14 protein-coding genes and 1 riboswitch are annotated in these 15,204 nt (G+C 63.8%); of the genes, 8 read left to right on the top strand and 6 right to left on the bottom strand.

All coding sequences use genetic code 11. The annotated features are described in order from the left end of the window. The 6 genes from cobG to NKL06_RS29900 all read right to left on the bottom strand — a co-directional run bounded on the left by cobG (position 1) and on the right by NKL06_RS29900 (position 8,889). Entirely contained in the window at positions 1-1,464 is a 1,464-nt protein-coding gene (gene cobG, locus NKL06_RS29925; protein ID WP_023690946.1) for a precorrin-3B synthase, read from the bottom strand. Then, complete coding sequence (gene cobN / locus NKL06_RS29920) at positions 1,461-5,141, bottom strand: cobaltochelatase subunit CobN (RefSeq protein WP_023690947.1); 3,681 nt, start codon at positions 5,139-5,141, stop codon at positions 1,461-1,463. Before cobN ends, cobG begins: the two co-directional genes overlap by 4 nt. Positions 5,142-5,159: 18 nt before the next feature. Further along, the gene (gene cobW, locus NKL06_RS29915) at positions 5,160-6,212 is read right to left on the bottom strand and encodes a cobalamin biosynthesis protein CobW (RefSeq protein WP_023690948.1); all 1,053 of its coding nucleotides are present in this window, start codon (positions 6,210-6,212) and stop codon (positions 5,160-5,162) included. A 2-nt stretch (positions 6,213-6,214) separates the two neighbouring features. Beyond that, a complete protein-coding gene (locus NKL06_RS29910; RefSeq protein ID WP_023690949.1) occupies positions 6,215-6,640 on the bottom strand; it encodes a DUF1636 family protein in 426 nt (141 codons plus the stop codon). 38 nt (positions 6,641-6,678) lie between these two features. Next, positions 6,679-6,885, bottom strand: a riboswitch (cobalamin riboswitch). A gap of 58 nt (positions 6,886-6,943) precedes the next feature. Continuing rightward, entirely contained in the window at positions 6,944-7,636 is a 693-nt protein-coding gene (locus NKL06_RS29905; RefSeq protein ID WP_023690307.1) for a DUF6348 family protein, read from the bottom strand. Positions 7,637-7,665: 29 nt separating this feature from the next. After that, positions 7,666-8,889 carry a winged helix-turn-helix domain-containing protein gene (locus tag NKL06_RS29900; protein WP_352581447.1) on the bottom strand — a complete coding sequence of 408 codons (1,224 nt, stop codon included), beginning with the start codon at positions 8,887-8,889 and terminating at the stop codon, positions 7,666-7,668. Positions 8,890-9,216: 327 nt separating this feature from the next. Between NKL06_RS29900 and NKL06_RS29895 the strand changes: the two genes are divergently transcribed. Genes NKL06_RS29895 through nuoF form a run of 8 tightly spaced genes read left to right on the top strand, consistent with a single transcriptional unit; the run spans position 9,217 to position 15,159 of the window. Further along, positions 9,217-9,582, top strand: coding sequence for an NADH-quinone oxidoreductase subunit A (locus tag NKL06_RS29895; protein WP_023670825.1), 366 nt, complete (start codon positions 9,217-9,219; stop codon positions 9,580-9,582). Next, complete coding sequence (locus NKL06_RS29890; RefSeq protein ID WP_023670824.1) at positions 9,573-10,154, top strand: NuoB/complex I 20 kDa subunit family protein; 582 nt, start codon at positions 9,573-9,575, stop codon at positions 10,152-10,154. Before NKL06_RS29895 ends, NKL06_RS29890 begins: the two co-directional genes overlap by 10 nt. Positions 10,155-10,157: 3 nt before the next feature. Continuing rightward, a complete protein-coding gene (locus NKL06_RS29885) occupies positions 10,158-10,760 on the top strand; it encodes an NADH-quinone oxidoreductase subunit C (protein WP_023670823.1) in 603 nt (200 codons plus the stop codon). A gap of 10 nt (positions 10,761-10,770) precedes the next feature. Then, complete coding sequence (locus NKL06_RS29880; RefSeq protein ID WP_155927133.1) at positions 10,771-11,124, top strand: hypothetical protein; 354 nt, start codon at positions 10,771-10,773, stop codon at positions 11,122-11,124. A gap of 1 nt (position 11,125) precedes the next feature. Next, a complete protein-coding gene (locus NKL06_RS29875) occupies positions 11,126-12,316 on the top strand; it encodes an NADH-quinone oxidoreductase subunit D (protein ID WP_023690951.1) in 1,191 nt (396 codons plus the stop codon). Further along, entirely contained in the window at positions 12,317-13,648 is a 1,332-nt protein-coding gene (locus NKL06_RS29870; protein WP_023690952.1) for an NADH-quinone oxidoreductase subunit E, read from the top strand. Further along, positions 13,648-13,851, top strand: a complete 204-nt coding sequence (locus NKL06_RS29865; protein ID WP_023690953.1) for a hypothetical protein — start codon at positions 13,648-13,650, stop codon at positions 13,849-13,851. Before NKL06_RS29870 ends, NKL06_RS29865 begins: the two co-directional genes overlap by 1 nt. A gap of 3 nt (positions 13,852-13,854) precedes the next feature. Next, positions 13,855-15,159, top strand: a complete 1,305-nt coding sequence (nuoF, locus tag NKL06_RS29860) for an NADH-quinone oxidoreductase subunit NuoF (protein ID WP_023670819.1) — start codon at positions 13,855-13,857, stop codon at positions 15,157-15,159. Positions 15,160-15,204 lie beyond the last annotated feature (45 nt).

The following is a 15,204-nucleotide window of genomic DNA, read 5'->3' as shown; positions in this document are numbered from 1 at the left end:
TTATTCCTGTCGGTAGCTTTCGGCGATTGCCGCCGGCCCGAGCCTTGTCAGGCAAGCGGCGGCGGTTTCGCCCTGAAATCGTGCGCTGCGGACCATCGCCGCGACGCGACTGATGCTGCGTGCGGCGTCATAGCCCGGCCTGTAGCCCGCAGGAAGGGCCTTTGCCGTCGCGTTCACGACAAGTCCGGCTCCGTTTTCGCCGCCGACGATTGTTAGCGCGGCAGAGCCGGGGTGAGCGCAGCCCTTGGCGCAGCCGGAAATGTGCAGTGTGAAGTCGAGGATATCAGCGTTTTCGGCGGCGATTGTCTCGGCAATATCGCGCGTGGTGATGCGGCCGGATGCGCAGGCAGGAGTGCCGGGGCAGGCGGCGATGCGGGTGCGCGGGTCGGCGGCGGTGGTAACGAAGCCAAGGGCGGCGGCGGTGGCTCGCAGGGGGTGGTTTGCGGACGACGGTTGGCCGAGGAACAGCAAGGCGCGGCCGGGGGCGAGGCGGATTTCGGCGGTGCCGAGGGACAGGGCGCTTTGGGCGAGGGCGATGAGTTTTTCGGCCGGCATGCTGCCGAAGGGGAGGGCTATGCCGAGAGCGGTGGTGTCGTTGGATAAGGGGAAAAGACCGATAGGCCGGCGATCCTGCACACCCCCCTCTGTCCTGCCGGACATCTCCCCCGCTTGGGGGGAGATTGCGTCTTCGTGGGCGATTTCGCCAATTTTCAGCGTCGAAAGTGGAGAGCCGCCGGCGACCCTGCTGATCTCCCCCCTTGAGGGGGAGATGTCCGGCAGGACAGAGGGGGGTGCGAAGGAATGCCAGCTTGCGAGAGAGGCCAATTGCCTCTCCGACAAATCCCGAGAATGTGCGTCACGCCCCTTCTCGGCAACCATCCTCAGCACAGCAACCGCAATATCGCGCGCTGCATCCTCATCGGCCGTCGCAAGCGGCCTCGCGCTTTGGCCATCGCCGGCAACAGACAAAGCCCACAGAACGCTAGCGCTGAATCGCACCGCCTTCAGCCTGACATCGGCCGTCACCCCATCCATCGTCAACTGCCCGCCGCCATCGACAACCACCGAAACCTTCGGCCCGAGCCTTGGCGTCAGCCCAGCTTCCTCGACCGCAGCCCTGACCCGCTCAGCCAAAGATCGCGGATCGGCAATCTCCCGCGGATCGATGCCAGCCAGCGGCCCGGTCTCGACCGGCACGCCGGTACGCACTGCAATCCCCAGTGCATCGACCTCCGCCGCCAACAGCACCGCACTTTCCGCCGTCAGGCCGCGTATCTGCAGGCTGCCTCGTGCGGTCACTTCCATGATGCCGTTGCCGCGCTTCAAGGCGGATTCGCAGAGTCCGATCAGCGACTTGGGGGAAAGCCCTCCAGCAACCGGGTTGAGCCGCACCAGCAGGCCATCGCCGGTCTGCATCGGCGCCGAGAGAGCCGGACAGGCGCCGCGGCGCGAGAAGGCGTTCATGCCGCGACTCCGAGCGCCTCGGCCTCGGCGATCAACGCCGCGAGATCGTCGTCGATCGCGTTGCGCAAGGGATGCCACAGCCCGCGCCGGCGCGCCGACAGGAAGCGTTCGGCGATGACTTTGGCTGCGGCCGGGTTTTCGCGCAGGATGAAAGCGCGAACATTGGCGTCGCCGACATAGGCGTCATGCACAGCCTCGATCACCGCGCCTGAAATGGCGTGGGTGGTTTCGGCGAAACCGATGAGACGGTCGACGGTCTCGGCGAATTCCGAGGCGCCGCGTGGGCCGTGCCGCATCTGGCCGGCGATGAAACGCGCATTGACGGCTCGCGCCCGCACAACCCGCGACACAGCCTCGCCGACCGAGCGCGGCTGCGGCTTTTGCGGGTCGGTGGTGTCGAGCACGATGACGTCGGCATTTCGGCCGAGCGTCGCAAGTGCAGCCGAAAAGCCGCCGATGAAGGCGACGTCGGCGGAGCCCTCGAGAATGTCGCGGCCGGGATCGTCGCCGGTGTGGACGAGCAGATCGGCCTCGGCGATGCGGGTCTCGAAAGCGCCGGGGGAGGCAATGCCTTCGCCCTCGGCGCCGCCATAGGCATGCGATGTCGCATCGAGATAGGCGCGGCCGATTTCTTCGCGCCCGACCCAGTCGCCGCTGGACAGCAGGTCCTCGACGCCGGCGCCGTAGGTGCCGGGCGAGGTGCCGAAGATGCGCGGGCCGATCTTGCCATCGGCGCGGGTTCTGGCGGCGAGCGGGTTTTCCGAATCGTCCTCGTCGCGCGCGGCTACGGCGTTGGCGGCGGCGTCGATCAGCGCGATCTGGGTCGGGAACATGTCGCGGAACAGACCCGAAATCCGCCAGGTGACATCGACGCGCGGGCGACCGAGCGTGGCCGGCGGCAGCACTTCGATGCCGGTGATGCGGCCGGTGGCACTGTCCCATTGCGGCCGGCAGCCCATCAGCGCCAGGCCTTGCGCGATCTCCTCGCCGCCAGTGCGCAGCGAGGCCGAGCCCCAGAGGTCGATGACCAGCGAGCGCGGCCAGTCGCCATGCGACTGCATATAGCCGCGCACGACTTCTTCTGCCGCCGCCTTTCCCAGATCGTAGGCGGTCGGCGTCGGCATGGTGCGCGGGTCGGAGGTGAACAGGTTGCGGCCGGTGGGCAGCACGTCGGAGCGGCCACGCGCCGGTGCGCCCGCCGGACCCGCCTTGATGTGACGGCCGTCGAGCGCGGCAAGAAGTGCTGCTTTCTCGGCCTCCGCGCTTTGCACGCGCATGGCGTCGGGCTCGTCGTCGGGAGCGCGGCCATAGATGTGCAGGCCGTCCTTGATGGCGAAATCCTTGAGGTCGCAGAGCCAGGCGTCGATGCGGCGCAGCGCCTCGTCGGGCGCATCGGTTCCGGCGACGCCGGCTTCGGAGGCGAAGCCGGTCTTTTGCGCCGTGTCGACGATCAGCTTGGCCAGACGATCGCGGCGGCGGCGGTCGAGGCCGTCGGCCTGGGCGTATTCGTCGACGAGGCGTTCGAGCTTGTGCTGCCCTTCGTCGAGGCCGGCACCGGTCAACGGCGGCGGCAGATGGCCAAGCGTGACGGCGGCGATACGCCGCTTCGCCTGCGCCGCTTCGCCGGGATTGGAGACGATGAAGGGGTAAATGACGGGCAACGAGCCGGTGACGATCTCGGGGAAGCAGTTTTGTGAGAGCGCTACCGTCTTGCCGGGCAGCCATTCCAGCGTGCCATGAGCGCCGACATGGATGAGAGCATGGATGCGGAGCGATTTGCGCAGCCACAGGCCGAAGGCGATGAGGTTGTGGCGGGGAGGGAGCGTCGGGTCGTGGTAATCGGCGCGGCGGTCGGCCGAGCGGCCACGGTCGGGGGCGAGAGCGACAGTGATGTTGCCGAAGGTGGCGGCGCGGAAGGGGAAGCCGCTCTTACCCTCCCCCTTGTGGGGAGGGTGGCCCGCAGCGCCGGGTGGGGGTGGTGCACCGCTACCCCCACCCCGTTTCGCGCTATCCGCTTCGCGAATGTCGCGAACCGACCCTCCCCACAAGGGGGAGGGTGAAGGAGCGCCCCATGCCGCCTCGACTGCAGCCAGTGCCTCAGCCGGCAAATCCTTTGAGAAGTCCAGATACTCATCCAGCCCCAGCCCACCATCGCTCCGCCCCAACGCATCCAGCAGCGCACGCGGCGTTTCTGGAATCCCGTCAACGCGATAGCCCTGCTCCTTCAGGTCATGCAGCATGGCCAGCACGCTGGACGGCACATCCAGGCCCACTGCATAGCCAGTGCGGCCGGGCGCGCTCGGATAGTCCGGAATGAGGATCGCCAACTTACGCGTCGCGCGGGGCGTCTGCTGCAACCGTGTGAACGCCGCTAGCCTGTCCGCCACTTGCGCCACGCGATCCGGTTCCGGGCGGTTGGCGAAAGCGCGGTGGCCGAGCGCCGGGTCGGTCTCGCTCTCGCCCTTGAAGGAAATCGCGCCGGCAAGGATACGGCCGTCGAGTTCGGGCAGCACGACATGCATGGCGAGGTCGGCGGGCGCCAGGCCGCGCTGGTTGTTGTCCCAGACGTCGCGGCGGGTGGTGGCGACGATGACCTGGAAGACCGGCACGCCGGCGCGGTCGAACAGGGTTTGGACGCCGGGTTCGGCGCCGGAGGCGAAGGCGGTTGCGGTGATGATGGCGGCGGGGTTGAGCGAGGCCAGTGCGGTTTCGACGAAGGCCAGGGAGGTCGGGTCTTTGAGGCTGGAGACGAAGATCGGGACCGGTCTCATGCCGCGCTGGCGGAGTGCATCAAAGAGGGCATCGATTGGCGCGACATCGGCGGCCAGCAGCATCGAGCGGTAGAAGAGGATGGGGATGATGGGAGAGTTGATGTTGTCTGCGCCGAGTTCCCGCCCACCCCCCTCTGTCCTGCCGGACATCTCCCCCGCAAGGGGGGAGATTGTGCTCTCATCGACGCTTTCGCCAATCGGGGATGTTGCAGAGGAATCTATTATCGGCTGGGCAGAAAAAGTGCCGAGGTCCGCGCCGGCTGATCTCCCCCCTTGCGGGGGAGATGTCCGGCAGGACAGAGGGGGGTGTGAAGGAACGCCGACATCGGCAAAATCCAACTTGCCTACGACGCCGCGGCCAGGCTCGTAGTAACCAGCTTTCGGCACGCTGACCGGCTCAGCCGCCGCCGCATCCTGCCCAGCCAACCCCGCCAGCCGTTGCATCAGTGCTGCCATATTCTCCGGTCCGCCCTCGCGGAAATAACCAAGCAGGCCGTCCAACTCCGCGCGGGGCAGCGTCGAGGCTTCGATCAGCCTGAGGTCCTCGTCATGGCTTTCACCAGGCAGCAGCGCCAGCTTGATGCCACGTTCGCGAGCAGTCACCGCGAGTTGGTCGCAGCCATAGCGCCACCAGTCATAGCCGCCGAGGATGCGCACCAAGATCACCTTGGCCTGGCGGGCGACGCTGTCGATCCAGAGGTCCACGGACATGGGATGACGCAGGTCGCGCAACGCCGCCAGCCGCATCGACGGCAGGCGGGCGGCATCGGCCTTCCAGGCCGCCGCGAGGCCGGCGAGGTCGCTGTCGGTGAAGGACAGCGCCACGATATCCGCCGGCGTCTGCCGCAGATCAACCGGCTCGGCGAGATCGTCGAGCGAGGCGGAGGTCGTGGTGAGTATGTGCATCGCGGCTCGTGCCTGAGATCAACCGGCGAGTATACGCTCGATCGCCGGACGGTTCAGCCCCTTCAGGCCAATGACGACGAGACGCGAGCGGCGATCGTCCTCGGCCGTCCAGGCGCGGTCATAGTAATGGTTGACGCGTGGGCCGACGGCCTGCAGCAAAAGCCGCATCGGCTTGCCGCCGACATCGACGAAGCCTTTTACACGCAACACGTTTTCCTGTTCGGCGGCGGTGGCGACGCGCTTGGCCAGGTCGTCGGGATTGGCGATCGAGGGGATGTCGACGATGAAGGTGTCGAAATCGTCATGCTCATGATCGAAAGCGCCGTCGTGATGCGACTTGCGGTTCTCGATGTCGTCTTCGACGGCGAGACCGAGGCCAAGCAGCACCGACGGGTCGACCTTGCCATGCCCGGTCGGCACGATCTTCACGGCGCGGGCGGAATGTTCATTGATGATGGCGTTGGCGCGGGCAGAACCGGCGGCGTCCATCAAATCGCTTTTCGACAGGATGATCAAATCGGCGCAGGCGATCTGGTCCTCGAACACTTCTTCGACAGGATCGTCATGGTCGAGCGTCTCGTCCTGAGCGCGCTGTGCCTGCAAAGCGTCCATGTCGTTGGCGACGCGGCCTTCGGCCAGCGCCGGGCCGTCTACCACGGCGATGACACCGTCGACGGTTACCCGGCTCTTCACGCTCGGCCACTGGAACGCCTGGACCAGGGGCTTGGGCAGAGCCAGGCCCGAAGTCTCGATCAGGATGTGGTCAACCTTCGGTGTCAGCGCGAGGATCTTGTCGAGGGCGGGCACGAAATCGTCGGCGACTGTACAGCAGATGCAGCCATTGGCCAGTTCGACGATGTTTTCCTCGGGGCAGGTGTCGATGCCGCAGCCTTTCAGGATTTCCCCGTCGATGCCGATGTCGCCGAACTCGTTGACGATGATCGCGATGCGCTTGCCGCCGGCATTTTCCAGGAGATGGCGGACCAGCGTCGTCTTGCCGGCGCCGAGGAAGCCTGTAACGACAGTGCAGGGAACACGGGAGAGGTTGGCGGCCGGGTTTGAAGCGTTCATCGTCAGTCCTTCAGCATGTCGAGGGGTGGGATGCGGGCAACGAGGCCGCGCTTGAGGCTATCGGGCCGGCCGCGCCACGGGATGAGGCCGTCGGCCGAAGTCGCGAAGAGCTTTGCGCCGGTAACGAGGTCGGCGCCGCTGGTTGCGGTCAGATCGCCGAAGACATAGCTCCAGCAGCCATCGCGCAGGATCGCGGCGCTGAGGCGGCGCTTGCAATTGCCGAGACATTCGGCGGTGCGGACCCGGATATCGCCGGCAGCGGCGCGGCGTGTGTCCTCAGCCAGCAATTCGCCGGCGCGCGGATGGGCGTCGGAACCGGTCTCATCGCGGCAGGAGGCGCAGACGATGACGGTCACGCCGGTCAGGGCGTCGTTGTCGCCGGACGCAATGTCCGTTGTGCCAGCCGAAAAACTGCTGTTCTGGTCCAAAAACCGTGCTCCTTGCCCGGAAACCCGCCAGGCGATCGGATACTTTGTCTCAGACGGCAGGTCTCCTGGCTCGCGAGTCATTGCCTTGGTTAGCCGCCTTCCCGGTGTTACCCAGTGGCTTTCGGCCTTGGCTCTTCGCTTACAGTTGCGGGGACAGCCGCGGATTTGGGATTTTTTCGTCCCGCACCGCATTCCCTCTTGGCCCTTGCCGTTGCGGGCAGGGGACCGTCTGGAGCGGATTTAGGCTTTTGCAGGCAGCGGTGTCAACGCACGGCTACGACATGGCGATGTCGGCAGGGGCTGTCATGTCCCGGCTTCCGGCAGTGCCAGGATGACCTGTCGGATAGCTTGATAGCCATCGCTATAGTCCCAGTCATGACCGACAGCCAGATTCTGTCCCTCATGCCAAACCGCGTTGTCCAGAAGGACTTCGGCACTAATCAGCGTGCCCTTCAAGCCTGCCAGAAAGGTCCGGACAAAATGGCTTCCGGGGGGTACCGAAGCTGTGAACAGCTTTTCCAGCTTGGCATAGAATGCTGGATAGCCTGGTGTCAGCGAGCATAGCTCGGTTGTGGCCTGGGAAATGACCGGGCCGCTATAGATTTTCCAGCGGGCATCTTTTCGCCAGATCTTCCAACTGGCGCTGCTTCGCTGCCAAAGCTCTATTTCGGCCTGCATGTTCTCGCAGACGTGATCGGCCAGTCCCTCAATGGCCACATGGAAAACACCACGGAGAAACTTTTCAAACGCCTGGTTCAGTTCCTGTTCGCGCGTGTCGCCGAAGCCAGCAAAGGATTCAATGACCGGCTGAACATCAAGCAGCGGAGAAAAAATGTAGATTTCCAGGACCAGCCGGTCAGAACTCGTCTCGAACACCTCAGCCTCAAACCGAAGCTGCTTCGATTGGAGCATGACGTCCCTATCTCTGCGGACTGCATCTATTCCATGCGCAATGAGGGCGCCATGGATCATGTCGAGCACTTTGTCCGATGCCATTGCACAACCTACGAGGCTTATTGAGGCGTCTATGACAGACGCTGCAAGGGTTGGCCATCTCTCTCGCTAGCCAATGCCGGCCCCAGATTGCCGGCCGGCGTCACTTCGATGCGCTCAAGGCCAAGCCAGCCCTGCATCTCCTTTAGTTCCTCGAAAAGCTGTGCGGTGGTCTCAGGCGGTGCGCCTGCTTCGGCATAGGCGGCGTGGACGCGTAAGACACTCGCAGGCCGGTCGGCCTTGAGGTCGACGCGGGCGACGATCTTGTCGCCGAGCAAGAAAGGCAGCACGTAATAGCCATATTGCCGCTTGTCGGCCGGGGTGTAGATCTCGATGCGGTAGCGGAAATCGAAGAGACGCTCGGTGCGCGCGCGCTCGAAGACCACCGGATCGAAGGGGGCCAGCAAGGCGCGGGCCTCGATCTTTCGCGGCAGGCGGGCGTCCCTATAGAGGTAAGCCGGCTTGTCCCAACCTTCGACGTTTACCGGCAGCAACTCGCCCATCTCGACCAGTTCCTCCAACCGGCCCTTCATGTCGGCCGGCGACAAGCGGAAATAATCGCGCAGGTCACCCGACGTCGCGATGCCGTGGGCGCGGGCAGAAATGCGCAGCAATTCGCGGTGCGCGTCCTCGGCCGCCGGCACCGGCAGATCGAGGATCGCCTGCGGCAGCACGCGCTCGGGCAGGTCGTAGAAACGCTCGAAGCCACGGCGGTGCGCCGTGGTGATGCGTCCGGCCCAGAACAGCCATTCGAAGGCGTGCTTGGCGTGGCTCCAGCCCCACCAGCCGCCCGAACCTTTCTGGCCTTCCAGTGCCGAAGCGGCAATCGGGCCGCGCTCGGCGACCGCGCGGTAGATCTCTTCGATATAGGCGGCGTGCTCGCGGCCCCATTTGGCGAGGCCGAGATACATTTCGTCGCCTTGCTCGGCCCGCTGCATGCGCCAGCGCATCAGCGGGTAGGTCTCGACCGGCAGGAACGAGGCCTCATGCGCCCAGTATTCGAACACCGTGCGTTTGCGGGTGATGGCCGCATTGTCGAGCAAAGCCAGCGGGTAGGGGCCAAGCCGCGAATAGAGCGGCATATAGTGGGCGCGCACCACCGCGCTGACGGAATCGATCTGCAGCAAGCCGGTGCGCGACAGCACGCGGGCGAGGTGGCGGCGATCGGGCGTGCCGCCCGGGCGCGGATCGAGAAATCCTTGCGCGGCGAGCGCGATGCGCCTGGCCGTCGGGAGTGAGATTTTGTCCTTCGTCAAAGTGTCTTGCCTCGAACCATTTTCCCGACTTTAGCCGGCGATTCCGGTGATGCTAGCAGGCAAATGGCGGGAGATGTGTCAGGAGACAAAAGTGGAGTGAAAGATGAAGGAAATCAAACAGGAGGAGATCGGACCAGTTTTTCCCGGCCTGCCGTCCAGCACTGTCTTTTGAACAAGGTTTGACTTGCTTCGCTGAAAGCCGTGCGCTAACCCTCGCCGCGTTGCAGCAAAGGCACCTAAAACGGTTCAGCGGTTAAACTGTCGCGCTTCCGCATTAGGGTTGGTTGCTGTAATCAAAGTGGATTGGCCGCCAACGGAAAGCCGAGCATGAACGTACTCCTCAGTTCATACCTGCCCATCGTCCTCTTCATCGCCGTGGCCGCGGTTGTAGGCCTGGCGCTTATCATCGCGCCGTTTCTGGTGGCTTATCGCAATCCCGATCCGGAGAAGCTTTCCGCCTACGAGTGCGGGTTCAACTCGTTCGACGATGCCCGGATGAAATTCGACATCCGCTTCTACCTGGTGTCGATCCTGTTCATCATCTTCGATCTGGAAGTGGCCTTCCTGTTTCCGTGGGCGGTGTCGTTCTCGAAGATCGGCATGCTCGGTTTCTGGTCGATGATGGTGTTTTTGGCGGTGCTGACCATCGGCTTTGCCTATGAGTGGAAAAAAGGAGCGCTGGAATGGGATTGAACGACAGTTCCGGAACGCTCGTCGCGCCGAAGCCCAAAGGCCTGATCGACCCCAATACCGGACGTCCGGTCGGTTCCGACGATCCGTTCTTCCTCGAGATCAACAATGAACTGGCCGACAAGGGTTTTCTGGTCACCTCGACCGAGGCGCTGATCACCTGGGCACGCAGCGGCTCGCTGATGTTCATGACCTTCGGTCTCGCCTGCTGTGCCGTCGAGATGATCCACACCTCGATGCCGCGCTATGATTCGGAGCGGTTTGGCGTGGCTCCTCGCGCGTCGCCGCGCCAGTCGGACATAATGATCGTGGCGGGAACGCTGACCAACAAGATGGCCCCCGCTTTGCGCAAGGTCTACGACCAGATGCCGGAGCCGCGCTACGTCATCTCGATGGGCTCCTGCGCCAATGGCGGCGGCTATTATCACTATTCCTATTCGGTGGTGCGCGGCTGCGACCGCATCGTGCCGGTCGACATCTATGTGCCCGGCTGCCCGCCGAGCGCCGAAGCGCTGCTCTACGGCATTCTTCTCCTGCAGAAGAAGATCCGCCGCACCGGCACGATCGAACGGTAACCCATGGCCGCATCCCTGAGCGAACTGTCGACCTATCTCGGCGAAAAGCTGCCGGGCCGCGTCACCGATGCGGTGCTTGCCTATGGCGAACTGACGATCTCGGTTGCTACAGACAATCTGATCGAGGTGACAAGCTTCCTGCGTGACGATTCGGGCTGCCAGTTCATTTCGATCATCGATATCTGCGGCGCCGACTACCCGTCGCGCGTCAAGCGTTTCGATGTCGTCTATCATTTGCTTTCGCCGAAGCAGAATTTGCGCATCCGCATCAAGGTGCAAGCCGACGAAGAGACGCTGGTGCCGTCGCTGACAGCGGTTTATCCCGGCGCGGACTGGTATGAGCGCGAAGCCTACGATCTCTACGGCGTGCTGTTTTCGGGTCACCCGGACCTGCGCCGCATCCTCACGGATTACGGCTTCGAGGGCCATCCCCTGCGCAAGGACTTCCCGCTGACAGGTTTCGTCGAGGTGCGCTACGACGACGAAGCCAAGCGCGTGATCTACGAGCCGGTGGAATTGAAGCAGGAATTCAGGAACTTCGATTTTCTCTCGCCATGGGAAGGGACGGACTACGTCCTGCCGGGCGATGAGAAGGCGAAACAGTAGGGGCGGCGGCGTGGCGATGATCCGCGTAGCGCTACTAAGCCTGTTTTGCTGTGCCGGCTTGCAGAATGCTTTTGCGAAAGACTGCAAAGTAGCTGGAGTGGATTGCCATTCGGCGGCGCGAGCTGTCGTGGCGAACGACACGGTGAAGAACTGCCCGACGATATTTCGTATCAAGCCTGCGATGCAGATTGAATTGGACCAGATTTTGAACGCCTTGCGCGATGCTGGAGAGCTGGCCGATCTCCAGCCTTCCAACGAGACCATTGAGCAATGCGAGCAGAGAGCAAAAGAATATGTGGCCGGGCCGCAGACGGTCCGCTTCATGGAACTGACGCCGTCAGCCAAGGAAAGGCTTGGAATCTAGCATGACCGAGCACTCCGTCCGCAACTTTAACATCAACTTCGGACCGCAGCACCCTGCGGCACACGGTGTTTTGCGTCTTGTGCTGGAGCTTGACGGCGAGGTGGTCGACCGCGTCGATCCGCATATCGGCTTGCTGCATCGCGGCACCGAAAAGCTGATCGAGCACAAGACCTATCTGCAGGCCGTGCCCTATCTCGACCGGCTCGACTATTGCGCACCGATGAACCAGGAGCATGCCTTCGCGCTCGCCACCGAGCGGTTGCTCGGCATCGAAGTGCCGAAGCGCGGCCAGCTGATCCGCGTGCTCTATTCCGAGCTCAGCCGCATCATGTCGCACATCCTCAATGTGACGACGCAGGCGCTGGATATCGGCGCGCTGACGCCGCCGCTGTGGGGTTTCGTCGAACGCGAAAAGCTGATGGTGTTTTATGAGCGCGCTTCCGGTTCGCGCATGCACGCGGCCTATTTCCGTCCGGGCGGTGTGCACCAGGATCTGCCGGCGAAGCTGGTCGAGGACATCGGCAAGTGGATCGACCCGTTCCTGAAGTCGCTTGACGACCTCGACAAGCTGCTTACCGGCAACCGCATCTTCAAGCAGCGCAATGTCGATATCGGTATCGTGTCGCTGGCCGACGCCTGGGCCTGGGGCTTTTCCGGCGTCATGGTGCGCGGCTCGGGTGCGGCCTGGGATTTGCGCAAGTCGCAGCCTTATGAATGCTATTCCGAGATGGATTTCGACATCCCGATCGGCAAGAACGGCGACTGCTACGACCGCTACCTCTTGCGCATGGAAGAGATGCGCCAGTCGGCAAAGATCATGCGCCAGTGCGTCGACCTCTTGCTTGGCAAGGAAAGCGTCGGGCCGGTGTCCAACCTCGACGGCAAGGTGGTGCCGCCCAAGCGCCAGGCGATGAAGCGCTCGATGGAAGCGCTGATCCATCATTTCAAGCTTTACACCGAGGGTTACCGCGTGCCGGCGGGCGAGGTCTATGCCGCCGTCGAGGCGCCGAAGGGCGAGTTCGGTGTCTATCTCGTCTCCGACGGCACCAACAAGCCCTATCGCTGCAAGCTGCGCGCGCCCGGCTTCGCGCATCTGCAAGCCATGGATTTCCTCTGCCGTGGCCACATGCTGGCCGACGTCACTGCCGTCCTGGGTTCCCTCGACATCGTGTTTGGTGAGGTCGATCGCTAAATGTCAGTCCGCCGTCTCGCAGAAGCAAGCGTCCAGCCAGCCACCTTCGCCTTCAACCGGGCGAATGCGGCGGTTGCGAAGCAATGGATCAAGAAATATCCGAAGGGCCGCGAGCAGTCGGCGATCATTCCCTTGCTGATGATTGCGCAGGAGCAGGAAGGCTGGGTCACCAAGGCGGCGATCGAGACGATTTCGGACATGCTCGGCATGCCGCGCATTCGCGGGCTCGAAGTCGCGACCTTCTACACGCAGTACCAGCTCAATCCGGTCGGCACGCGCGCGCATATCCAGGTCTGCGGCACCACGCCCTGCATGCTGCGCGGCTCGGAAGCGCTGATGGATGTGTGCCGCTCGAAAATCCATCACGACCAGTTCCACACCAACGACAAGGGCACGCTGTCATGGGAGGAGGTCGAATGCCTCGGCGCCTGCGTCAACGCGCCGATGGTGATGGTCTTGAAGGACACGTTCGAGGATCTGACGCCTGAGCGGCTGGCCGAAATCATCGATCTTTATGATGCAGGCAAGGGCGCCTCGGTTCCCACGGGACCGCAAAATGGCAGAACCGGCTCGGAGCCGGCGCCTGGCCTGACGACGCTGAAGAGCGAAAAGGCGATCCTCAAAGCGACGCGCGACAAGGAAGCCAGGGCGGCGAGCAAGGCTGCCCACGCGGCGCCCGACGCGATCATTGCAGCGCCTGTTCCGGCGCCTGCCGCTCCTGCAGCGGCCGCCCCGGTGGCGCCATCCAACGCCGGCAAGCCGAAAACCGATGCGCCGGAAACCAGCTCGGCGTTGAAGTCGCCCTCCAGGGCCAAGGTTGCACCGGCGGCGGAAAAAGCGGCGAGCGTCCCGGCGCCCCTGCATTCGGCCGCCAACGCCAACACCGCGGCGCCTGAAGTCGAGAAGGTCGCCAAGCAGCGTAATGGCCCGAAGACCACCGCCACGCCGGCAACTGCCTTCACTGCGCCGGAATTCAAGGCGCCAGCGGTCAAGGCCGCGGTGGCCCCGGCCGTCAAGGCGCCGGCAGCCAGGCCCGCAAAGCCGTCGCTCGAGGACAAGAACCGTCCGGCCGGAATCGACAGGCCGGCTGCGGTCGACGATCTCAAGCTGATCTCGGGCATTGGCCCGAAGATCGAGGGCATCCTTCATTCCCTCGGCATCTTCACCTTCACACAGGTCGCATCCTGGAATAAGGCCGAGCGCGACTGGGTGGATGGATATCTCGCTTTCCAGGGCCGCATCGAGCGCGACGACTGGGGCAAGCAGGCCAAGGCGCTCGCCAAGGGCGGCGTCGCCGAATACATCCGCGTCTTCGGCAAGGAGCCACGTTGATGGCTGAAGCGCAAAGCACCGGATCTTTGCTGACGCTGCGCAGCATTGTCATCGGCGTTGTCTGCATCGCTGCTGCCAACATCCTTCTGGAGGGGCTTCGGCGCCTCGTCGAATTGCCGTTTTCGGATACCCTGGAATCGATGGCCGCGACCGGCATGGGCGTGCTGGTGTGGTTCTCGATCGTCTTGCGGGGAAAGAGGTAAGTCATGCTGGCTGACAAAGACCGCATCTTCAACAACATCTACGGCCTGTTCGATAAGTCGCTGGCCGGCGCCATGGCGCGCGGCGCCTGGGACAACACGCCCGGCATCATCGCCAAGGGGCGCGAGTGGATCGTCAACGAGATGAAGGCGTCCGGCCTGCGCGGCCGTGGCGGCGCCGGCTTCCCGACCGGGCTGAAATGGTCGTTCATGCCCAAGCAGAGCGATGGAAGGCCGAGTTATCTCGTTGTCAACGCCGACGAATCCGAGCCCGGCACGTGCAAGGACCGCGATATCCTGCGCAACGATCCGCACACCCTGGTCGAGGGCTCGTTCATCGCCGGCTTCGCCATGGGCGCGGTCGCCGCCTACATCTATGTGCGCGGCGAGTTCATCCGTGAGCGCGAGGCGCTGCAGCGCGCCATCGACGAGGCCTACGAGGCCAGGCTGATCGGCAAGAACAACACGTCCGGATACGATTTCGACATCTACATGCATCACGGCGCCGGCGCCTATATATGTGGCGAGGAAACAGCACTTCTGGAAAGCCTCGAAGGCAAGAAGGGCCAGCCCCGGCTGAAGCCGCCATTCCCGGCCAATGTCGGCTTGTACGGTTGTCCGACAACCGTGAACAATGTCGAGTCAATCGCGGTGGCGCCGACCATTTTGCGCCGTGGCGCCGCCTGGTTCTCGTCCTTTGGCCGGCCCAACAATGTCGGCACCAAGCTGTTTTGCATCTCCGGCCATGTCAACAATCCGTGCACCGTCGAAGAGGCGATGTCGATCCCGTTCCGCGAGCTGATCGAGACGCATTGCGGCGGCATTCGCGGCGGCTGGGACAATCTCCTCGCGGTCATTCCGGGCGGCGCTTCGGTGCCGCTGGTGCCGGCCGAGCAGATCATCGATGCGCCGATGGATTTCGATGCGCTGCGCGACCTGAAATCGGGTCTCGGCACGGCGGCTGTCATCGTCATGGACAAGTCGACCGATATCGTGAAGGCGATCGCCAGGCTGTCCTATTTTTACAAGCATGAGAGCTGCGGCCAGTGCACACCGTGCCGCGAAGGCACCGGCTGGATGTGGCGGGTGATGGAGCGGCTGGTGCGCGGCGAGGCGCAGAAGCGCGAGATCGACATGCTGCTCGACGTCACCAAACAGGTGGAGGGTCATACGATCTGCGCGCTGGGCGATGCCGCGGCATGGCCGATCCAGGGCCTGATGCGGCATTTCCGCGGCGAGGTGGAGCGGCGCATCGACGAGTTTTCGCGCAACGCGCACCGGGCCGAACCGGTGATGGTGGCTGCTGAGTAGATTGAAATCGGGCGCAAGCCCCGGACGGAAATATAGGGGCGGGGC

Source organism: Mesorhizobium sp. C268A (assembly GCF_040324475.1).
Lineage (GTDB): Bacteria > Pseudomonadota > Alphaproteobacteria > Rhizobiales > Rhizobiaceae > Mesorhizobium.
Note: the sequence above shows the minus strand (reverse complement) of the source record. Positions and strands in the feature narration are given on the sequence as shown.